We start from the raw sequence: 21,975 nt of genomic DNA, 5'->3' as shown, positions 1-21,975 counted from the left end.
AATCGGGCAATTCTATGCCGTACTTCACTCGGGGAGCAAGCGTAGCGCTGCGGCACTGGAGGAGCCGACCTGTGTTCACCACTTGCGTAGCCCGATCAGGACCGACGCCGGCGCGACCTGCCGTTGCGTCCGGCGTTCGGTCTCGTCCACGGGCCACCCGGCAGGTGGCGTGCCGGGTGGCCCGATACAGAATCATCGATCGGACGAGCTCGCCACGTCAGCGGTTGCAGGAGTACCGCTATCGGGCTGGACTGCCTGTTCCGGTTGCGGACGACGGCTGAGGGCCTTCCGGAGCTGCTCCCGATCCAGCTGCTTTTCCCATCGCGCGATCACCAGCGTCGCGATCACGTACCCGATGGTGTTCGTCGCGGTGCGACCCTTGCCGATGATCCGGTCGGGTCCGAGGATCAGCGCCGCCGCGGCCGCCGGAATTCCGCCGACCACGCCCAGTGTCGCGGTCAGCGCGACAAAGGCCGAGCCGGCCACACCCGCCATTCCCTTCGACGTGACGATGGCGACCAGAATGATGGTCACCTGCTGGGTGAGTGTCAGGTCGACATCGAGAGCCTGGGCCAGGAACACCACCGATGCGGTGAGAAAGAGCGAGGCCCCGTCCAGGTTGAACGAGTAACCTGCGGGCAGGACGATCCCGACGACCGATCGGGAACAGCCCGCCCGCTCCAACTTCTCCGTCAGCTGGGGAAGGACCGCTTCCGACGAACCGGTGAACGCGGCGAGGGCGACTTCCTCGCGCACGTAGTTGACCACGCGAAACAGGCCGACACCGACCGTGAGTCGCACCAGCACGGCCAGGAACACCAGGAATGCGGCAACCGCGACATAGAACGTCCCGATCATCTTCCCGAAGCCGAGCAGCGAGTCCACGCCGTACTCGCCGACGGTGAACGCGGCCACCCCGAACGTCGCGAGGGGCGCCAATTTCATCACATAGCCGACGATCTGGAAGATCAGTTCCTGGAAACTCTGCAGGAGAGTCATGAACGGCTTGCCACGGTCGCCGAGCGCCACCAGGGCGACACCACTGATCAACGAGAACAGCAGCACCTGCAGGAGGTTGTTCTGCGCGAACGAGTCCACGACGCTCACCGGGATGATGTCGAGGATGAACTGCCCCGCGCTCAGCTCCGCGCCGCCGGTCTTCTCCTCGACGGCACCGGCGTCGAGGGTGCGCGGGTCGATGTGCATGCCCCGACCGGGCGCAAAGACCTCGGCGATGACGAGGCCGAGGACGAGCGCGATCGTCGTGACGACCTCGAAGTAGATCAGGGCCTTCACCCCGATCCTCCGCAATGCCGCCATGTCACTGGTTCCGGCGATTCCGGTGACGACGACGCAGAAGACCAGCGGCGCGACGATCATCTTGATGAGGTTGATGAATCCGTCGCCGAGTGGCTTGAGTGCCGAACCGAACGCCGGCCAGAGGAACCCGACCACGAGGCCGAGGATCAACCCTGCTATTACCTGGAAGAAGAGCGACCGATAGAAGGGCTGCTTCTTTCGGCCCGTGGAGCCTTCGGGAATGGACATCGTCTCTGACCTCCTTCGCCGACCGGGCTTCACGTACGGGGGCCGAGCAGCAGCTCTCGGATCGCGGTCACCAGCGCATCGTCGAGCTCGGGGGCCATCTCGTCCAGCGCGGACAGCACCGCGCCGGTGTCACCGGACGGGCGCGCGGCGACGAGCGTCCCTGCGTGACCCTCGGTGAGCCCCAGATCGGTGAGGACCCGCGTCGCCTGATGCTCGGGCAGATGGTCGAACCACCGGGTACCGAGGTGGGCTCGTCCGGTGTCGGTGGCGTAGCCGACCAGCCGGAGCCGGGCGAGGCCACCGTCGGGGAGGATGTTGAGTCGCACGTGCGTGACCTGACGATCCGGTCCCCGGACCGGAATCCGGTGGATGGTGTCCGGCTGCACTGCGGTGGCGGGCAACAACTCCCACCATGCGGTCGGGTCGTCGACATCGTCGCGGGTCGCGTCACACCCCTGCAGGGAGCAGCGGTCGGGAGCGTTGCCGATGTAGCGGGACGTGTCGACGATGGCCTGCCGGATGTGTCCCGGCGCAGCCAGCTGCACCACCAGCCAGTCGTGCCCGTCGTCACGCCGGCGCTTGGTCTCCCAGCCGTCCTTCGTGGTGCGCGCCGTCCCCGGCATGATCACGTTGTCGGCAGGGTTGAAGAACTTGTCGCTGGCGTCGACGACGACGGCACCGTTCTCCACGGCCGCCAGATCGGACGAGATGCGGTCGAGATGGCGGGGGTCCGGAATCACGTGTCCGTACACCCGGAGTCGGGCGACACCGCCGTCCGGGTGAATATTGAGCCTTACGTGCGTGTATCGGCGGTCGTCGGTGACTCCGAACTGGTTCTCGGTGTCTCCCTGACAGCTCGTCTCGGGGACGATGCGGACCCAGTCGACGGCCGGATCGTTGACTTCCTCGTCGGAGACACCGTCCTCGAAGCCGTAGGCGTCGATCGAGATCCGGTCAGGGTAGTTCCCCCGGAAGAACGCGGTGTCGACCACGACCCCGTCGATGACTCCGGGCGCCCCGAGACGCACGATGACCCAGTCGTGTCCCGGCTGCCGGCGACGGCGCGTCTCCCACCCGTCGTAGACACCGCCTCGATTCCCGGAAATTCCCTTGCACGAGACCGGAGCCTCCGGTTTGATGAGGTTTTCCTTCTCGACGAAGAACTCGTCGTTCGTGGACACCACCCGGCCGCCGATTTTGCGTGACGCCATGTCGACGAGGTCGGTGAAGTCGGTCATGCTCTGGCCCTCATTCCGAGTGGATGTGCACCGGTGCACATGTGAAGCGGCGAGTGTCACTGCGGACCGGGTATGCAACTCGGCTGCGCAGATGACACGGATAGTCGCCGAGTATTGTCCGACTCGTCAACGGGCGGCGTGTATACACTGGTTGCCTGCAACCGCAACGGATCTCGTGGTGATCTGGTCGTCAGCCCGGCGGGTCACCGTCGCCGGAACGACTGGGGCGCCGGTCTCACGCGGCTGGTCATCGGGGAAGGCGCGCTGTGGCTGGCCTCGGTGCAGGACGCCTCCGCACCGGACTCCGGTAAACCGGGAGAGCTCAGGCCGACGGTCACCACGACAGGTTGGCGAGAACGCCGGCACGGCCCGAATCTGCACCCTGCGTAACGGCTACCTGGACATGACAGCCGTCGGAGCTCGGAAGCTGCGTGCTTCCGACGACCGGCACCCCGTTGTCCGGTGGCGACGGAACACCCAGGTTCTGGCAGCCTTCGGGCTGGCTGCGGACCTGGTCCGCTCCGATGGCCAGATCGCCGACATCGGCGTGCACGAGGGCCCGGCGACACTGCACATCGAGGACCTGTGGGCCGGGCGACGACATCGAGAACATGACGCTCTCGCTCGTCGAATGCCGTCAAGCCATCGACGCGGGCGACCTACCTCTCGTCGGGCGGCTCAATACCGAGTTCCATTTCGCGCTCCGCTCGGCCGCGCGAAACACGTTCATCATTGATCGGGGCGGCTGCGGACCTGCGCCTGCAGGAACTCGATACCCGCGCGGAGGGCCGCGGCGCCGTCCGAGGTGGACTCGCCCAGCGCTCGGACGTCCCGGTCGGTGCCCGCTGTCATGCTCGCGCGCACATGTTCCGGGTCTGCAGCTCGTCGCGGGCGCGGTTGAGGAGATGCTGGTTGTTCCCGACGAACCGTCGCAGACCGCGCCACAGCCGACGGACGGCGAACGCGACGACGACCGCCAGCACGAGCAACAGCCCGCCCGCGGCCCTCCCGGTGCCCGGGTGTCCGGGCCGGAGCCGAGTTCGAGCTACTCGGCGACCCCTTTCAGGATGTCGTGACAAGGCGGTTGGACCCGACCCACGCGCGCCCCCCTGGGTCCGCGCCGCCTGGCGACCTCTGATCGACGATGCCCGCACCCCGGCCTGACATGGCGAGGTCCCACTCCAGAAACTGGTCGCCGAGACGGCGCTCGCACTCCCGGCGGTGTCGAGCCCGTCGACGTCGCCGAGCAAGGCCGCTGGGCCGCCGGCCGCGTGGCTTCGTGGGCCGCGGCCCCGGTGGCGAGGAGTCGTCAGCGCGCTTCGTCGCGCCGGACGCGGGTATCGGTGCCGACGGTGCGCTCGTCGGTGGTGGCGGCGCGGGACGGGGTGCTCTTGGCGTCGGGCTCGTCGACGACTCTGGGCCCCGCGGTCTCCGGAGCCCGGCTCGGGCGGTTGAAGATCTCACGCAGCTTGTCCATCAGTCCCATGTGTGTCCTGCCTTCGTCGATGCTGGTCTTCTGGTCGGCCTCGTCGTACCCGCGCGGGACCGCTCCGACACTGCCTCACCAGTTGCAGGCAGCTGACCGCGCCCGGGCGGCTGGTCTGCGAGGGCGGGTCGACGTCGTCATACCCGGACCTGGCGCCGGCCGGCTAGCGCTCACGGGCCCTGCGGGTCGCGCCGGCGTTGGCCTTCTCGATCGCGGCGACGAGGTCCGGCTTCTTCAGGTTCTGCGGGGTCTGGATGCCCAGGCGCTCGGCGACGTCGACGAGATGATCCTTCGCGGCGTTCGTGTCCACCCCGGATGCCGTCTCGCTGCTGTCGCCGCGGCGGACCTCGCCGGCGCCCTTCTCGGCCTGCGGGTCGGACGGACCCGCGCCCTCCTTGGGCTCCCAGTGGTCTCCGACCTTCTCGTGCGTGTGCTTCAACGCCGAGAACGCCGTGCGACGTGCGCGCTCGCCGCTGCCGTAGGTGTCCTCCGCCGACTCGAACGCCTTCTTGTAGGTGCGCACGGCCTTGTCGTCCGAACGCGCGATCGTCGACGGAACGTCGTCGCGCATCTGTTCGGCCTGCTCGTGCTTGCCCGGCATCTGCCCCACCTCTTCGAGGTCGGTGTCGCGGGCGGGTACCCGGTGCCGCGGCCGTGAGTCGCTCGGACGAAGGACGTCGGCGACTGCGCCCTGCCCGAGGACAGATCACGGACGGCGCCACGGTCGCGGGGAGGTGCGGAGCGCGCCGGTGCGGGTAGCCCCGACCAGGAGGTGGTCGTGCATGCGTGTGGGCATGTTGACAGCAGCGCTACCCGACGAGCGGCTGGAGGATCTCGCCCGCTGGGCGGAGGACTCTGGGTTGCAGGCGCTGCAGGTGGCGGCGTGGCCGGCGGGCTCGACCGAACCGGGCGCGGCGACCCATCTGGATGCGACGCGGTGCGATCCCGGCACGGCTGAGCGGGTGCGCAGCCTGTTCGGCCGCCACGATCTGACGTTGTCGGCCCTGGCCTACAACGACAACCCGCTGCACCCCGACCCCGCGCGCCGCGCCCGGGTGCACCGCCACCTCCACGCGTGCATCGACGCGGCCGCTGACCTCGGCGGTGCCCCGGTCAGCATGTTCGTGGGCCGCAACCCGTCCGTCGGTGTCGCCGCCGACCTCGCCGACGCGGAGACGGTGCTCACCCCGCTCGTGGAGCACGCGGGCGAGCTCGGGGTCGACCTCATGGTCGAGAACTGCCCCAAACCGGACTGGCACCCCGACGGCTACCCCGGCAACCTGGCGTACTCGCCCCAGCTCTGGGAGTGGGCCTTCGACCTCGGTCTGTGGCTGAACTTCGACCCGTCCCACCTGCCGCCGCTGGGCATCGACCCGATCGCCGCGCTGCGTCCCCACGTCCACCGGGTCCGCCATGTCGAGGCCAAGGATGTCGAGACGTTCCCGGACGTCCGTGACCGGTACGGCTACCCCGGCGCGGTCGAGGGAGCCGGCGAACCGGGTGAGCCGTGGTGGCGCTACCGGGCGACCGGCCTCGGAGAGATCGACTGGCGCCGGTTGGTCGACGTGCTGCACGAGGGCGGCTACGACGGCGTCGTGTCCATCGAGCACGAGGACCCGGTGTGGGGCGATGGCCCCGAGCAGGTGCGCACCGGGATCGAACTCGGCCACCGCACGCTGCGTCCGCTGATCACCGTCGAGGGGTGACGGCGCGGCGACCCGGCCGGCCGGGTCCGGTCCGGATCCGGGGGCGAATGTCGGCCGACGGCCACGTTCACCGGTCACGGTGGCCGCCGTCAGACCTGCCGTACCGGCGCCGACGACTCAGTGCCCTTCTGCGCGGATCCGGACGCCTTCTCGGCCATCACCATCTCAGCTGCTCTCCCTCGACGGCATCGGATCGGAACCGTGCCGACCGGCCCCCGACCACCGGTGGCCATGACGACGTGATGGCGATCCAGCCTGCCCAGGGGCCTCCACTCGGGTTCACCGGCGCACCGGTCGGTAGCCGCACGACCGAGCTCGCACCGTCCTCGATCCTGAGGTCGGTACCTGCGGTACCCGCAGGTGACGTCCCGATGGACGGCGTCACTTCGGTCATCCGGCCCTTCCGACTTCGGGGAACTCGTCCGGTCCACTCGACGCCCACCCAAGCTTGGCCACACGACTGAGTCGATTGACCAATCCTGCGACGGACATCACACGCTGTCAAGCGTCGTTCCCGCAACGCGGAGAAGAGGAGGTCCAACGTGACCGAGCTGGGACCGGACGTGTGAGGTCAGGACGGTCGGCGTCGTCGGCGGAGCTCGGTGGTCGCGGGTCGGTCGACGGCCAGGGTCTCGTCGTCGATGCCCCCGGTCAGGACCACCCCGTAGACGTCGTGCGCGGCGGTGCTGGACACCCAGCCTTCGAGCACATCGGTGCGGACCAGTTCGGGTTCGCGGTCGAGCGGGTCGCCGTATCCTCCGCCGCCCGCGGCGTTCGCCCGCAGGCGCTCGCCGGGGACGAGCTGCTCGACGCCGATGGTCGGGATGTCGATCGGTTCCGCCGTCCGGCCGAGGACCTGGGCCGTGGCAGCGAGCCCGTCCCGGGCTCCGCACACGCCCTTCGCCGGGTTGTGGGCGCCGTCGCCGGCGAACGCCACGAACATCGGTGACTCGCGGGGTCCGTAGACGACCTCGGCGGGTGGTGCGCCTCGCCGCCGGCCGGCGCCGCCGCCGTCGGTGATCAAGCGGAGGGACTCGACGAGCACCGGGTACTTCTCCTCGATCACCTCGACCGAGTCGCGGTTCAGCACCCCGCCGGTCACCGGCAGGGCGAGGGTCAGCCAGCCGTCGGTGTCCGCGGCCGCCCCACCGCCGTTGTTGCCCAGCACGATCTGGTTGACGTACGGCCCGTCGCCCCGGCGCGGATCGGTACCCGAGATGACGCCGAACTCCGCGCCCATGGCCGCTCCGCCGTGCGCGAGCCCGCGGCCGCCGACGTCGGCGAACGCGGCCTGGGTCGCGTTCACCAGCCGGTCGGCCACGTTGGTGGTCGCCATCGAGCAGGAGGTGGGGTGGAGCGGGATGCCGACCACGCAGTTCTCCCGCAGGAGCACCTCGATGCAGCGGAAGCTGCCCGCGTTGTGCGGGATGTCGCTGTCGAGCACGTTGAACAGGCCCGTGACGACGCTGTTGGTGGCGGTCGCCTCGCTCTGGTTCAGCCCGGCAGGCACGCAGTCGGGGTTGTCCCGCAGGTCGATCACGACGTGGCCGTGCTCGGCGTCGACGTCCGCGATGACGGTGACCGGCACGCCCTCCTCGACGCCCGGAACGGGATCGTGGGTCGCCCGCCCGACGTAGCGACCGGAGGGAATGGCCCGAAGGCCCTCCCGCATCCGACGCTCGGAGTAGTCGAACCAGCTCTCGACGAACTGCCGGATCGTGTCCGCGCCGTAGCGCTCGACGAGCTCCTGGAGCCGTCGTTCCCCGATACGGGCCGCGCCCAACGCGGCAAGGTAGTCGCCGTACCACACCCCGGGGACCCGGATGCGCCTGCGCGCCATCCGGATGATCTCCGCGATGTCGGTCCGGTCGCGCTGGATACGGACGCAGGGGAAGCTGATCGCGCCCTCTTCGTAGACGTCGCGGGCGAACGGCATGTACGTGGTGGGTTGCGAGTTGCCGATGTCGGCCTGGTGGGCCTTCGCGACGGCCGTGAACAGGTGCTCCCCGTCGACGAAGACCGGCACCAGGATGGTGTGGTCGGCGTGGTGGGTGTTGCCCAGGTACGGGTCGTTGTGCAGGTAGGCGTCGCCGTCGCGGAGATCCGGATGCAGCTCCCGCATCGCGGCCGACTGCAGGTGGGACCCGAAGATGTGGACCGGAAGCCCGGCGCTGGAGGCCAGCAGCCGGTCGTCCCCCGTGACGATCGAGCAGGAGAAGTCCCTGGCCGTGCCGATGACCGCCGACCGGGCGGTGCGCAGCATCGTGTTGGTCATCTCGCGTCCGATCGCCTCGAGCCGGTTGGCGAGGATCGCGAGCAGGGTGGGGTCCTCGACGGTGTGCGTCATGATCCGACCTCGATCAGGTAGTCGCCGGTGGCGGTGACCACGGCCGTCGCGCCGGGCGGCAGGACGATCGTGGTCGTGGGTTCCTCGATGACGGCCGGGCCGGCGAGGGTGTTGCCGGGGCGCAGGTCGGTCCCGGCCACGACGGCGGTGTCGTGCACGCTCCCGTCGAACACCGCGGGCCTGCGCGCGTGAACGGCGGCCTCGACCGGACCTTCGACGGGCGTGGCGGCGGGAGCCGGGGCGCCGGTTTCCATCACCAGCCGCAGCCGCCAGACGAGGCATTCGACGGGCGAGTCGGGGTCGCGGACCATGAAGAGGCGCTCGTGCTCGTCGTGGAAGGCCGTGACGAGCGCGTCCACGTCCGAGGCCGAGGCGATCCCGGTCGACGGCAGGACAACCTCGATCTCCCAGTTCTGCTGCTGGTAGCGCGCCTCGACCGCCAGCTGCATCCGGGACTTGGTGTAACCACGCGCCTGCAGTCCGACGACCGCGTCCTGTGCCCGACGGCGCAGCCCCGCCAGTACCGCCTCGACGCCGTCGAAGTCGAACGCGGCCGATGACGTCGGCCGGGTGGCCGAGTACTCCTGGATGATGTCGGAGAACTGCGCGCCGCACGCGCTCAGCCCGCCCGCGGTGCGCGGCACGAGAACCCGGCGGCAACCGAGCTCGCGCATGATGGCCACGGTGTTGAGGCCACCCGCGCCACCCCCGGCGACGACGAGCCCGTCGCGGGGATCGACGCCCTCGTTGACCGTCAGCTCCTGGATGGCCCGGACCATGTGCTCGTTCGCGATGGCGAAGATCGCCGCCGCGCATGCTTCGGTGTCGAGGCCGAGCTCGGCGCCCAGCTTGCCGACGGCGGCGCGGGCCGCGTCGGCGTCGAGTCGCATCCGGCCTGCGTGGAACGTGTCCGGGTTGAGGTAGCCGAGCACCGTCGCCGCGTCGGTGACCGTCGGCAGGGTTCCGCCACGGCCGTAGGCGGCGGGACCGGGTTCGGAGCCGGCGCTGCGCGGACCGACGCGCAGCAGCCCTCCCGGGTCGACCCAGGCGATCGATCCGCCGCCCGCCCCGATGCTGCGCGCGTCGACCGATGCGAGCCCGGTGAGGTGGCCGGAGTAGGTGCCGCCGAGCCAGGTCTCCCTGGTGAAGACGATCTCGCCGTTGTGCACGAGGCTCACGTCGAACGACGTCCCACCGGTGTCGCAGACGATGACATCGTGACGAGCCGCCTGCTCGCCCGCGTAGGCGCGGCCGGCAACCGGCGCCATCGACGGCCCCGAGCGGGCACTGTAGATGGGCCGCTCGGCCAGGTCACCGACGTGCATCACACCGCCGAAGGATGTCGCGGCCATCAGCTCACCGCCGAATCCGTGCGCGCGCAGGTCCTGCTCGAGGCCGGCGAGGTGGGCCTGCATGAGTGGCTTGAGCGAGGCGTCGATCGCGGTCGCCGAGGCGCGGCGGTACTCCCGCAGGATCGGGTTGAGCCTGTGCGAGAGCGTCACCGGCACGCCCGGCAGGTGCTCGGCGAGGAGCTCCCCGAGCCGCACCTCGTGGGCCGGGTTCGCGATGGACCACAGCAGGCAGACCGCGACGGCCTCCACGCCCCGCTCGGCGAGGCCGCGGATGGTCTCGACCGCCGCTGCCTCGTCGAGCTCGCGGACCACCCCGCCTTCGGCGCCGATCCGCTCGGTGATCTCGAAGGTCAGCCGCCGCGGGATGTACGGCTCGGGGAACGGCACGGTGAAGTCGAACGCGTCGCTGCGTCCGCCCTCGCGCAGGACGAGGACGTCGGGAAAGCCCGCCGTCGTCAGCAGCGCGGTGCGTGCCGTCGTCCCCTCCAGAATGGCGTTGGTCGCGCGGGTGGTGGCATAGACGAAGACGTCCGCCTCCCGGAGCACGTCGTCCGCGGAGCGCCCCAGCGGCTCGCAGGCGGCCGCGAGGCCCTCGCGGATGCTGGTGGAGATGCGCTGCTGATCGGTGAGTGCCTTGCCGAGGGACAGTGAGCCCGAGCCGTCCGCGACGACGACGTCGGTGAAGGTGCCACCGGTGTCGACGGTGATGCGTGTGCCCATGGAGGTTCCTCCGGATCAGGTGGTGGAGAGGTCGGCGCGGTGGCGGAGCAGCTCGGCGGTGCCTGCCCGGTCCACCTTCCCGGTCGGGTTGCGCGGCAGTTCGTCGACCGCGACGACGGTCTCGGGGATCGCGTAGTCCGGCACGTTCCCGTCGAGGAGGCGCAGCAACGGGCCGGTGTCGAGGCGTCGCCCGGACTTGAGCACCACGGCAGCGGCGACGCGCTCGCCGAGCAGCGGATCCGGGAGTCCGACGACGGCGACCTCGGCGACGGCGTCGGAGGCGCTCAGCAGGTCCTCCAGTTCACCGGGGAGGATCTTCTCGCCGCCGCGGTTGATCACCTGGTTGATCCGGCCGTGCAGTCTCAGCAGTCCGTCGGCGTCGACCGTCCCGAGATCACCGGTTCGAAGCCATTCGCCGGAGAGCGCGGCGGCCGTGGCGTCCGGGCGGCGCCAGTAGCCGGTCATCCGCATCGGTCCCCGCAGCCACACCTCACCCGGCTCGCCCGGGCGGCAGGGGGTGCCGTCCACCGCGCGGACGGTGCACCCGACGCCGTCGAGCGGGTAGCCGACGGCATCGGGGTGGGCGCCCAGCATCTCGGCGGGGAGCACGTGGCTCCCCGAGGTGAACTCGGTGAGCCCGTAGCCCGACAGGATCCGGATCTCCGGCCAACGAGCGCGCATCTCGGCACTCCATGCCGCGGGCAACGCGGCACCGCCCAGCACGATCACCGTGCAGTCGCGGAACACCGTGTCCGCTTCCGGGGTGAGCATGAGCATGCGCAGGATGCTGGGCACCATCGCCAGGTAGTCGGGCGGCCGTCGGGTCATCGCCGTGATCGCGTCGCTGCGGCCGAACCGACGGACGAGATCGACCTGCCCACCGACGACGATCATGTGGGCGAGCTGGTCCACGTAGCCCGTGTTGTGGAACAGCGGAACCAGGACCGTGGTCCGTGATGCGGCCGTCAGGCGCAGGTGGGGACGGAAGCTGCGCGCTGAGGCCAGCAGCGAACCGTGCGAGATGATCGCGGCTTTGGGGGCTCCGGTGGTACCGGAGGTGAACGCGAGCAGGGCGGGGTCCTCGGGCCGGATGTCCGGCGGGGGCAGCGGTTCCGGTCGGACGTGCGCGAACCGGCCGGCCATGTCGCCGCTCCCGGAGATGCGGTACACCGGAACCGTTCCGGGCGGCAGGCTCTCGAGCAACGGCTCCTGGGTGTCGTCCGCGAGAACGACGGCAGGTTCGAGGAGATCGAGCAACGGCCGGATCTGCCCCGCGCCGAGTCGCGAGTTCAGCGGGACGATGACGGCACCCAGCCGTAGGGCACCGAGGAACGCGCACACCCAGTCGATCGTGTTGACGCCTGCCAGGGCGACACGGTCGCCGCGGGCCACGCCGAGCGCGCGCAGCCTGCCCGCGTCCTGGTCGATCCGCCGCTGCAGGGCGGCGTAGCCGAGCTCGGTCCCCGCCTCGCTGAGGACGATCGCGTCCGGGGTGTGCCGGGCCCAGGCATCGACGTAGCCGGTCAGTGTGTCCACCATGGTCAGCGACTCCCCTGCGGCATCGCGGTCACCTCACCGCGCGTCACCGAGACGAGAGCACCGTCGGTCCCGTCCGGCTGGGTGCAGAACGGATCGAACTCGGCGAAGAAGGCATCGGCCGGGACGGCCGTCTCGGGGGTGACCACGCCGGTTGCGGTGATGTCCCCCCGCGCGAGGAGCCGCAGGCCGATCGCGGCCGGGATCCCGGTCGACCCGGCCATCTTTCCGGCGGGCCACCGGGTGAGGCCCGCGCCGACCGTGGTGGGTCGACCATCGCGGACTCCGGAAGCCCAGGCCCACAACGTGGGCGTACGGACGGTCGGCGGCGCGTCGGCGGGACGGGCCTGCGGTTGGTCGAGTTGCACCGCCGCTTCGGTGTCGGTGAGCGTCCGGGCCTCGACCCGGGCCAGGACCTCGTGGACCCGCTCGAAATACCATTCGGGCCCGGACATCAGGTTCGCGCAGCGTCGCAGACCGGGGAACGCCCGCGGAAGCGTGACGACCTCCGGATGCCCGATCGTCCTCGTCCGGATCTCGCCGATCCCGGGGTAATCGAGCGACACGACCTGGAACGGGGACACGTCGCGCCAGTCGCCGTTTTCGACCACGGGGATCGTCCCGGTGCACTGGTGGACGAAGTGGAGCATCGCTGCACTCGGTCCGCTCCCTGGAACCTCCGGGCTGGTGCCCGCCAGGGCCCAGCCGGTCATGAGCTCCTCGGTCTCGTCGAGCTCCCGGCCGGCGCGGACGGCCAGGAGGTTCGTGACCCCGGGGCTCGCGCCCATTCCGATCAGGGCGGTGACCCCTCGGTCGCGGGCCCGGGCGTCGAGTTCCAGTGCGTCGAGCGTCGGCTCCCAGTCGTCGTTGATGTCGACGTACCGGCAACCGGCCTCGATCGCCGCAGCCAGGATGCGCGTCCCGAAGCGGGTGAACGGGCCGAGCGTGCTGAGCACGCCCCAGCAGCCGTCGAGGAGCTCGCCGGGGTCGTCGCGGTCGGCGTCGAACGCGACGGCGCGGGCCTTCGGGCCGATGTGGTCGGCAACGCGTTCGGCCTCGCCGCGGTTGCGGTCCGCGATCACGATCTCGGCGAACTCCGGGAACGCGGCAGCCGTCCTCGCCGCCGTGCTCCCCATCCATCCTGCCCCGCCCACGACGACCGCACGCACCTGGTGCCTCCACCCGAAGATTGATCTTCTTTAATACCGTTAAGGGCACACGGAGAATGGAGTGCCCGATGGCGGCTGTCAACCCTGCCGGTGCCGCGACGTCGGGCGAGCACGTACGTTGCGTGCATGACGAAGGGGCGGCCGGCAGGCGTGGACGCGGTGGGGTCGGAGCGTTCGGCGACTGCCTCCGGGGACGTGCAGAGCACCCGTGAGCGCGTGCTCGACGTCGCCCGGAAGATGTTCGCGGAGAACGGCTACGAGCGCACCACGGTCGCGGCGATCGCTCGACAGCTGGACATCAAGGCTCCGGCGCTGTACTGGCATTTCGCCTCGAAGGAGGAGATCCTCTTCTCGATCATCGAGGACTACCTCGCACGCTTCGTCGACGCCGCGTCCGTCGACAAGGACCGCTCCCCGGACGACCGCCTCCGCGAGATGGTGCGCAACCACGTGCTGTTCCAGCTGAGCTGGCGGTCCGACGTGGAACGCTACGAGATCATGATCCGGGCCGCCCAGCTCGGTCGCGCCCTGACCGCAGACCATCGGAAGCAGATCACCGCACTGCAGCGGACCGTGCTGGAGGAGTACCGCGCGATCCTGCGCAGTGGTGTACAGGCGGGTTGTTTCCTGCTCGACGACGTCACCGTCACGGCGTTCGCCCTGATCACCATGTGCGAGCAGGTGGTGAGCTGGTACCGACCCGAGGGGCGACTGGAGCCTGCGGAGATCGCGGCGCACTACGTCTCCCTCGCCGAACGCATGGTCGGCATGCGCCCGGCAACGAGCTGACCCGTCGACGCCCTGCAGGGCGTTCCCGGCACTCGTGTGTGGGCGATCGCGTGTAGGCGGTCGAGGTGATTGATGCCCGGTCCCGTCGGGCCGTCCGTCGTCTCCGTGCCGTACTTCCTCGGGGCAGTTCGTACCGGGACCGCGCACTCGTCCAGGACCACGTTCGGGCTCCGGTTTACGTTCCAGAGATCAGGAATTGCAGGGGCGGTAGGGACAACTCCGCCGTCAGGAGTGGTGCCACCACCCCGAGCTCGGGGGGTGACCCGATGGCTACACCAACATCACTGCCGAACAGTTGGGCATCTCACGAGGAAGTTTCGGCCGGCGAAGTCCGTATGAACACGGCAATCGCTCTCGGAACAGCCCGTGGCCAACAACGATTCGGACAACACCGAGAAGTGAGCCGAGATGAATTACCCGCCTGGCGATCCTGCCGCACAGCACTACGGAATGCCGACCGCTCATCCTCATCCGCCGCCTCGGCCCGGGTTCAGTACGCGCAGCAAGATCGTCGCCGGTGTCGCCGCCGTGGTACTGGCGGCGGGCGGCGGGGCGGCGCTGGCCACCGTCGGGTGGTCCGGGGGTGAGGAGCTCCAGCCCGTCTCCTACGCCGGGGACAACCCGTTCATGACCCCGGTCGGCACCGACCAGCCCGAGATCACTTCCGTGGCCGCCGGTGGGCCACAAGCGGGCGGCACACCCGGCCTGTACGCCCAGGACCCGGCCCGACCGGCCTGCGATGCCGCCGCGTTGATCGCCAATCTGCAGGCCGACCCGGCCAAGGCGGCCGCCTGGGCGCAGGTGCTCGGGGTCGCCCCGGCCGGCATCCCCGCGTTCGTGGACAGCCTCACCCCGGTCGTGCTGCGGGCCGACACCGCGGTCGTCGACCACGGCTACCGCGACGGCACGTTCGTGGCCCGCCCGGCAGTGCTCGCACCGGGAACCGCGGTGTTCATCAACAGCTACGGTGAGCCGACCGTGAAGTGCTACAACGGCAACCCGTTGACCCAGGGCACCAGCAGCGATCCCGAGGTCACCGTCATCGCCCCGGCGCGGACCCCGATCACGACCAACACCTTCGTCAACATCACCACGGGTGCCGTGGTCGCGGTGCCCGGGAAGCCGGACCCGAAGCCCGTCCCCGGCCCGAACCCCAACCCGAACCCCCGACCCAACCCCGGGCCGAACCCCAACCCCGGGCCGGGCCCAGGACCGGGGGCCAAGATCGATCCGGCCCTGGTGAAGGCGGCCGTGCTGGCCCGCGTGGAGGCCGACGCCGCCAAGGCGCGGGCCGCCGACGCGGCCACGGCGGCCCGGATCGCCGACACCGGGCTGCGCGAGGCTCGCCAACGCCTGGACAACCTGCGCGCCGAACAGCAGCGGCTCATCGCGATCGCCAACGACCCGACCAAGCCCCTGCTCGATCGACTGGCCGCTCAGGCCCAGCTCAACGACAACGGCCCCAACGGGCTCAGCAGCCGCATCGTCACCGCGCTCAAGGATGCCGGCGCGGCCGCACAGAACAAGGACAAGGCCGACGCCGAGAAGACCAAGACCGACGCCGAAGCCGCCGAGCTCGACCGGCAGGCACGGGAGAAGGAGAAGAAGGCCGGGCTGCCGTCGCCGCCCGCCACGCCGCAACAGCGTGACGCCCAGCAGCTGCTCGGCCCGCAGCAGCCGGACCCGGCACAACCCGACCTCGTCCAGCAGCCCGCCGAACAGCAGCCCGACGAACAGCAGCCGGACCAGCAGCTGGCCGGCGAGCAGCAGCCCGGAGCGCAGGAACCCGACGGCGAGCAGCTCGTTGCCGGCGAGCAGCAGCCCAACGGCGAGCAGATTGCGGGCGGCGAGCAGCAGGCCGGCGGCGAGCAGCAGCCCGGCGGTGGCCAGGAGCCCGGCGGCGAGCCGCAGCCCGGCGGTGGGCACGAACCCGGCGGTGGGCAGCAGCCCGGCGGACAGGCCGGCGGTGAGCAGGCCGCCGGTGAGCAGCCCGGCCAGCAGGAGCCCCGACCGGAGCAGCCCGCCGGAGGAGACGGCCAGTGATGACCTCGCCCGACAACTCGATCTGAGGAGGTTCCGTCCCGGCGGGGCAGCCGCCTCCCGCATCAGCAGCACAGAACGAGAGGGCCCCTCGTGGCTCCGGTTGTCGGACCGGAGCCACGAGGGGCCCGTTCTGCATACTCCGGTCACGTGGCCCCAAGGACCGCCCACGCGGCCTGAACCACCTACCGAGATCGGGTCGAATGAACCCGGGGCAGTGCCTAGCGGCCCACGATGCGGGGGAAGGGCCGCTGTGCTGGTGGGCGCGGCAGGGTTCGAACCTGCGACCGCTCGGGTGTAAAGAGCGCTGACGACCTCCACCACGGCCACGACCTGCGACGACATTCGCCGCATCGTCCTCGGCAGAGGGTGGACGCCACGTCCTTTAACTCGAGTTCGTGTCATGAGTGGTGTCACGCCGAGGCAAGTCGTCGATAGACGATCTGTCGTAACCCGTCGCCGCTCACTGAGGTATCACAGCCTTGACCAAACTCACCGGGACGGCCGCCGTCGAGATCGACGCGGGCGAACCGGCCAGGATGGCCGGCGCCGCCCCTCGACCGCGACACCCCGACCGGGACCTGTAGCGGTGATAACCGACGCACCACGCTAAGGGCATGGAGTACTCCTAGCTCGTTCTCGCCGACGTCGGCACGCAGTCCGCAGCGGAACGACAGCGCGCCTCCGAGCTCGCCCAGACCGAACGCGCCGACGCCGAACTGCGCACACGGTCGTTGGTGTATGTCGCAGCGACCAGAGCGCGCGACGAACTCGCCGTGGTGCAGCAGCAAAACGGCACCCTGACCGCTTCCACCTGCGACCAGCGGCTTCTCCGCAGCGACACCGCAAAGGTCGTAAACCTCGGTATCGACGCCCGAGAACCCGACGCTGCTGACAGACGCCGGTCACGCTCCGAGTCCGCGCCAATCGTCGCTGGACGGGCACAAGGCTCACCCACAAGACCCGGGGCCATCCGCCGCCGACGCGGCTGAGGCCGCCTGCCGGGAGGCCGACCCGTTACTGCCCGCCCCACGTCTCCGATCCTTGAACGGGAGGCCGTGACGTCCCAGGCCGTGGATGATCTACCGAACCTGTGCGGGCTCGCACGCCGGCCGTACCCGATCCTGACGATGCCGCTTGCTCTCAGAACCTCCGGGGAGCAACGTTCGAGCATTCACAACCGGTGCGGCCGGACGCCGCTCCGACGGATCCGGAGGCGACGACGATGGGCCTCGGCGATTTCTTCCAGAGTGTCGGGAAGATGTTCGGGTTCGGCCCGCACGTGGTGCACGGGACCCGGGAGCCGACCGGCACCTCAGCGGTACCGTTCCACACGACGGCGCCCGGCACCACTCCGGCGGGAGGCGACACCCGCGACACGGACGGAATGCTGACGCCGATCCCCACGACGGGTCCGTCCCCGTTCGGGAGCCCGCCGACCGAGTCGTTCGCCGCTACGACCGTCGGGAACGCCGCGCTCGGCGCCGAACCGTTCGCCCCGACCGGCGACCGGGACGACCCGATGCCGGACCGCCTGCTCGAGGGGCACGGCGCCCGTGTGCCGGAGTTCCCGAATGGCGTGGCGGAGGTCGAGCGCCCGGACTGGCGGGTCCCGGACGGGCCAGATGGCGAGGAAGGCCGGATCGATTGGTACGGGCCGGGGCGGGACATCGTCGAGCCGGCCGGGCCGGACCCCGGCCGGGGCGCAGGCACAGCCCAGGACGGTTCGGTGTTCCAGCGGGAGACCAACCAGCACGACACGAGCACCGGCACGGCGTCGGACGACGGCGGTGGCCAGACCGCCGCATCCTCCGAGGCGAACGACGCATCTCTGTTCTCCGCTGCCGACTTTGAGGACACGTCCGTCGGCGGCCACGAGGCGCAGTTCCGTTCGAGCTCGGGGGAGCCCACCGACCAGCAGGACTGGCCCGAGCACACCGACCCCACCGGATAGCACACGGCCGATGACTCTCCGCGGCCGACCGCCGGGAGGAGCCGCGAGCTCCCGACGGCGCCAGTCAGGCCTGGATGTTCTACGGCTGGGCCGTCAGCACCACCGGTACCGCTCGCCGGATCGGTGAGGAACATGCCCCGCTGGGTCGCCACAGTTGTCGCGGCCGGCGGGCTCACGGTATCGAGCGCCTTGGTCTTGTCTGCGCCCGGTGACGAGCAGCCCGGTGGCGCAGCCGCTCGGCGGTGAACAGCAGCCCGACGGCCAGCCGCAGCCGGATCAGCAGCCGGGTGCTGAGCGGCAGCGAGGCGCTGAGCTGCTACCCGCAGGCCAGTACTGATCACAAGCTGCTGACCTGCACTGATGTGGGCGGGTCGGGAGCCCACCGACGACCTGACCGATCCCCGGTGGGCTCTGCGATGGTCGTCACCGGTGGTCAGCGGTCCACATCGATCCTGGTCACGAGCGATGTAGATGTCGAGCCGTGCTCGACCAAGATCAGTACAGACCGGCCGAAGCGTTGGCATACCCTCGACGATGCACCTCCTGACGGCACCAAGCCGGTGAGTCGGGCTGCGACACGGCCTCCGCCCGGTGCGTGGCTCAACTTCCCATCACCTCCGCCACACACGATGGCGTCCCCTCGGGTGGGGTAAGTCGCTCGCGGGGTCCTCTGGAGGTCGGATCGTGCCGTGATGAGCTCGGCTGGCCACCTCCTCGGTGGGGACGGGGGCGAGCAGGGCCATGGTGGTCTTGCCGAGGCAGCGGCGATCGCTGGTCTGCCACGGCTCACCGACCCGTCGTCCTGCCGTTGCTCGATGAGCAGCTCGACGATCGGCGGATGCGTCTTCACAACGCCGGGCAGCACGTCCGCCCGGGCGATGTCGTCCTCGTGCAGCAGAGCCGCGGTCAGTTCATCGAGTGCGCGGATCCGGCCGAGGGTCTCGGCGACGCGTTCGTCGAGGCCCCGACCGACCCGGAAGGACAATCTGGGCCTCGTCGCGTCGCTGGTCTGTGGTGGTCCTCGTCGTGTCCTCTGATAGGCGGCGCCACCCGAGGCGATGCGCTGCGCGGCGGTCCGGCTCGCGCATCGCCCAGCCCGCGCACGACAAACGGCCCACCTGGTGAGGGCGCCGCGCCGGCGGTGGACGTGAGTCCTCGCGGGCGGGAAGCCGTCACCAAGGAGCCGGGACGTCGGCGCCGCCGAGAACGGCTGCGCCGACCGCTGCGCGGCTGGGCACGCCGAGCTTGCGCAGCACGGCGGTCACGTGCGCCTCGACGGTCTTCTCGCTGAGCACGAGCTGCGTGGCGATCTGTCGGTTCGACTGACCCCGCGCCACGAGCAGCGCGACCTCGTGCTCGCGCCCGGACAGCGTGGAGACCGTCGCCTCGGCCCCTACCGGGCGTCGTACCCGGCGGCCCAGCCGACGCAGCTCGCGGACCGCCTCGGCCCGGTAGCGGTACGCGCCGAGCGCGGCGAGGTCACGCTCGGCGCACTGGAGAAGTTCCACACCCGCTGCCCGTTCGCCGGCGAGTACGAGCGCACGGCCGGCGAGCGTGCGCGCCCGGCCGGCCTCCACGGGGACGCCGCCCCGGTCGGCCAGCTCGACGGCACGCCGCGCGGCCGCCACCGCGGCCGGCCCTGCGCCGGCGTCGATCAGCACCATTGCCTCCGCGTGCCAGAGGTCCGTCTGGCGGGCGTCGACCGCGACGTCACCGAGCTCGCCCCACGCTCGAGTCAGCCATGATCGTGCCGCGGCGCGGTCTCCAGCCACGAGTGCGGCCCGGACGAGCACCTGGTAGGCCCGCCCTCGCCACGGGCGCTGCGGCAGGGACCCCCCGGCCACCAGGAGCTCGGGCACCTGGCCGGCGTGACCGGTCTCCAGCATCGTCTCGGCGTGGAAGAGCCGCACGCCGCCAGTGCTCGTCACCGCGGGGACGGAGGCGCATGTCCGCAGCGCCTCGTCGAGGCATTGACGCGCGGCTCCGAGCTCGTCGCGCCACAGGTGCATCCAGCCGGTGAGCCCGAGTGCAAGGCTGACGGTGAAGCTGTTCCCGCTCATGACACTCGCGTCGTAGGAGGTCGAGGCGTCGGCCAGCGCAGAGTCCAGGTCGCCGGTGTAGGCCCGCGACAAGGCTCGGGTCAGGTACAGCCACGGCACCATCAGGACCTGGCCGGTCGCGATGGCCAGCTCGAGCCCGCGGCTGCAGTGCCGGATCGCATCGGTGTGCCGGTCGAGGTTGAACTCGGTGGTGGCAAGCATCAGCGGCGCATCCAGCTGCGTGGCGAGCACCTCGTCCGGCATCGCGTCGACCAGCGCCGCCGCCTCCGCCAGCTCCGCGGTGGCCGCGTCGAGGTGCCCGGCGAAGTACTCCCCGAGAGCGGCGAGCGCGGCCGCGAGTGCCAGCAGCGGTCCGCGTCCGGCGTTGCGGGCGCCTACGAGTGCCCGAGTCCCGTGTGCGGCCAAGGCCCGGTCGTCAGCCCGGACGAACGCACTGATCGCGAGGTGGGCCTCCAGCACGGCGTGCTCGGCGTGCTGGTGCGGAGGCACCCGGGCCTGCTCCCACTCAATGATCCTCTGGGCGGCGTCGTGGCGGCCCGCGACGTGGTCGAGAAACGCCCGGAGCACGACGAGCTGCACTCGGGCGGGGGTCTGCTCAACGGGAACGAGCGCAAGCAGCTCGTCGACGGCCGCCCGGCTGGGTTCGATCCGCCCGGCCGCGCCCGAGGTGAGCGCCAGCGGTGCGAGCAGCTCCATCCGGCGTGTGACGTGCTCCGGACCGTCGGGCAGGAGACCGACCGCGGTCTCGAACCAGTGCGCGGCCTCCGCGGGAGCGGCCGGGGCGGCCGCGTGGCCGGCCTCGGCAAGCAGCGCGACGGCATCGAGGTCGCCGACGGCGGCGCTGCGCGCGAGATGGTGCGCGCGGTGCAGCGCGGAGAACCCCTGCTCGCCGAGGACTGCGGCGGCACGGGCGTGCGCCGCGATCCGCCAGCCTTGCCCGCAACCCTCGTAGACCGCGCGACGGACGATCGGGTGGCGGAACCGGAAACGAGCCGGGACATCGGTGGGCTCGATCACGGCCTTGCCGACCAGCTCGTCCACCGCACCGAGGAACTCCTCAACGCCGACCCGGGCGATCGCGGCGGCCAGGCCGACGTCGAAGGGGTCGCCCGCGACGGCGGCCGCCCCCGCGGCCCGCCGGCCGGTCACGGACAGCGCGCGGAGTTCGGAGGCCACAGCCGCGATTACGGCCGGGGGGACCTCGGTCGTGCTCCCGGCGTGCACCCGAACCGGTCCGGTGTACGCGGAAACAGCGTGCAGGTAGAAGGGGTTGCCGCCGCACTCGGCGTAGAGCGCGTCGATGGCGTCCTCGTCGAATCCGCGGAGCAGCCGGCTCACGTCGGCGCGCCTCAACGCGCCGAGACGAAGCTCGACGAGACGGCCGACCGGTGCGGCGGCATCGAGCGCCATCCGCATCCGCGGCGGGCACTGGCCCGACCGCAACGCCCCGGCCAGTAGGAACGGGCCCTGGGGCGGGCGCCGCAACAGGTAGCCGAACAGGTCCACAGAGGAACCGTCCGCCCAGTGCATGTCGTCGAGCAGGAGCAGCACGGGCTGGTCCCCGACGAGCCGAGCGAGCACCTCACGCAGGGCGGCGTGCGCGGACAACCGGTCGACCGGCGAACCGGCCGCGCCCCGGTCCGAGAGGCCGGGGAAGATCGCCGCGAGCGCGGGCAGCCGGTGCAGCCCCGCCCGCATCCCAGCATCCAGCGAGCCGAGGTAGGCATCGAGCGCGTCCCGGAACACGGCAAACGGCTCGTTCTGCTCGAACTCGCTGGCCCGCCCGTCGAGCACCAGCCAACCCCGCGCCTCGGCTCGCGCTCCCAGCTCGCCGAGCAGGCTCGTTTTTCCGATCCCCGGCGCTCCGGAGACGACCAGGCCGCCCCCGAATCCGGCGGCGACCCGCTCGACAACCCCGTCGATCTGGGCGAGTTCGCTCGCTCGTCCGACGAGGCGACCACGCTCGCCCACCAGGCCATGGTCGCGTGACTCAGGCCCGGGGCGCTACCGGATCAGGGATTCTCCGCATA

16 protein-coding genes are annotated in these 21,975 nt (G+C 70.8%); 4 read left to right on the top strand and 12 right to left on the bottom strand.

What is annotated here, in order from left to right; genetic code table 11:
• Window positions 1-192: 192 nt before the first annotated feature.
• From dctA to H7X46_RS08005, 7 genes are all read right to left on the bottom strand, one after another.
• The gene (gene dctA, locus H7X46_RS08030) at window positions 193-1,548 is read right to left on the bottom strand and encodes a C4-dicarboxylate transporter DctA (RefSeq protein ID WP_186358802.1); all 1,356 of its coding nucleotides are present in this window, start codon (window positions 1,546-1,548) and stop codon (window positions 193-195) included.
• 29 nt (window positions 1,549-1,577) lie between these two features.
• A complete protein-coding gene (alc, locus tag H7X46_RS08025) occupies window positions 1,578-2,786 on the bottom strand; it encodes an allantoicase (protein ID WP_186358801.1) in 1,209 nt (402 codons plus the stop codon).
• A 334-nt stretch (window positions 2,787-3,120) separates the two neighbouring features.
• Window positions 3,121-3,399 (bottom strand): hypothetical protein, encoded by a 279-nt coding sequence (locus H7X46_RS08020; protein ID WP_186358800.1) that lies wholly within the window; start codon window positions 3,397-3,399, stop codon window positions 3,121-3,123.
• Between the two features lie 116 nt (window positions 3,400-3,515).
• Window positions 3,516-3,638 carry a hypothetical protein gene (locus tag H7X46_RS29480; protein ID WP_255426097.1) on the bottom strand — a complete coding sequence of 41 codons (123 nt, stop codon included), beginning with the start codon at window positions 3,636-3,638 and terminating at the stop codon, window positions 3,516-3,518.
• Window positions 3,635-3,775 carry a hypothetical protein gene (locus H7X46_RS08015; RefSeq protein WP_186358799.1) on the bottom strand — a complete coding sequence of 47 codons (141 nt, stop codon included), beginning with the start codon at window positions 3,773-3,775 and terminating at the stop codon, window positions 3,635-3,637. The genes H7X46_RS29480 and H7X46_RS08015 overlap by 4 nt, the downstream gene beginning before the upstream one ends.
• Window positions 3,776-4,095: 320 nt before the next feature.
• Window positions 4,096-4,263 (bottom strand): hypothetical protein, encoded by a 168-nt coding sequence (locus H7X46_RS08010; RefSeq protein WP_186358798.1) that lies wholly within the window; start codon window positions 4,261-4,263, stop codon window positions 4,096-4,098.
• A 172-nt stretch (window positions 4,264-4,435) separates the two neighbouring features.
• Window positions 4,436-4,873 (bottom strand): ChaB family protein, encoded by a 438-nt coding sequence (locus tag H7X46_RS08005; protein ID WP_186358797.1) that lies wholly within the window; start codon window positions 4,871-4,873, stop codon window positions 4,436-4,438.
• A gap of 181 nt (window positions 4,874-5,054) precedes the next feature.
• Between H7X46_RS08005 and H7X46_RS08000 the strand changes: the two genes are divergently transcribed.
• Complete coding sequence (locus H7X46_RS08000) at window positions 5,055-5,978, top strand: sugar phosphate isomerase/epimerase (protein ID WP_186358796.1); 924 nt, start codon at window positions 5,055-5,057, stop codon at window positions 5,976-5,978.
• A 571-nt stretch (window positions 5,979-6,549) separates the two neighbouring features.
• Here the strand turns inward: H7X46_RS08000 and H7X46_RS07995 are convergent.
• From H7X46_RS07995 to H7X46_RS07980, 4 genes are read right to left on the bottom strand one after another with little or no spacing between them, the layout of a single operon-like run.
• Window positions 6,550-8,325 (bottom strand): hydantoinase B/oxoprolinase family protein, encoded by a 1,776-nt coding sequence (locus tag H7X46_RS07995; protein ID WP_186358795.1) that lies wholly within the window; start codon window positions 8,323-8,325, stop codon window positions 6,550-6,552.
• Window positions 8,322-10,397: a hydantoinase/oxoprolinase family protein gene (locus tag H7X46_RS07990; RefSeq protein WP_186358794.1), complete on the bottom strand. Its 2,076-nt coding sequence runs from the start codon at window positions 10,395-10,397 to the stop codon at window positions 8,322-8,324. Before H7X46_RS07990 ends, H7X46_RS07995 begins: the two co-directional genes overlap by 4 nt.
• Window positions 10,398-10,412: 15 nt before the next feature.
• Complete coding sequence (locus tag H7X46_RS07985) at window positions 10,413-11,936, bottom strand: class I adenylate-forming enzyme family protein (protein WP_186358793.1); 1,524 nt, start codon at window positions 11,934-11,936, stop codon at window positions 10,413-10,415.
• 2 nt (window positions 11,937-11,938) lie between these two features.
• A complete protein-coding gene (locus tag H7X46_RS07980) occupies window positions 11,939-13,087 on the bottom strand; it encodes a saccharopine dehydrogenase family protein (RefSeq protein WP_370589059.1) in 1,149 nt (382 codons plus the stop codon).
• A 141-nt stretch (window positions 13,088-13,228) separates the two neighbouring features.
• Here H7X46_RS07980 and H7X46_RS07975 point away from each other — a divergent pair, with 141 nt between their 5' ends.
• The 3 genes from H7X46_RS07975 (at window position 13,229) to H7X46_RS07965 (ending at window position 17,885) form a co-directional block, all read left to right on the top strand.
• On the top strand, window positions 13,229-13,891 hold the full coding sequence (locus tag H7X46_RS07975; protein WP_186358791.1) for a TetR/AcrR family transcriptional regulator: 663 nt from the start codon (window positions 13,229-13,231) through the stop codon (window positions 13,889-13,891).
• Window positions 13,892-14,341: 450 nt separating this feature from the next.
• Window positions 14,342-15,934 carry a DUF6777 domain-containing protein gene (locus H7X46_RS07970; RefSeq protein WP_186358790.1) on the top strand — a complete coding sequence of 531 codons (1,593 nt, stop codon included), beginning with the start codon at window positions 14,342-14,344 and terminating at the stop codon, window positions 15,932-15,934.
• Between the two features lie 1,222 nt (window positions 15,935-17,156).
• Window positions 17,157-17,885 carry a hypothetical protein gene (locus H7X46_RS07965; protein WP_186358789.1) on the top strand — a complete coding sequence of 243 codons (729 nt, stop codon included), beginning with the start codon at window positions 17,157-17,159 and terminating at the stop codon, window positions 17,883-17,885.
• A gap of 1,172 nt (window positions 17,886-19,057) precedes the next feature.
• Here the strand turns inward: H7X46_RS07965 and H7X46_RS07960 are convergent.
• Window positions 19,058-21,916, bottom strand: coding sequence for a LuxR family transcriptional regulator (locus H7X46_RS07960; protein WP_186358788.1), 2,859 nt, complete (start codon window positions 21,914-21,916; stop codon window positions 19,058-19,060).
• Between the last annotated feature and the right edge of the window lie 59 nt (window positions 21,917-21,975).

Source organism: Pseudonocardia sp. C8 (assembly GCF_014267175.1).
Lineage (GTDB): Bacteria > Actinomycetota > Actinomycetes > Mycobacteriales > Pseudonocardiaceae > Pseudonocardia.
Note: the sequence above shows the minus strand (reverse complement) of the source record. Positions and strands in the feature narration are given on the sequence as shown.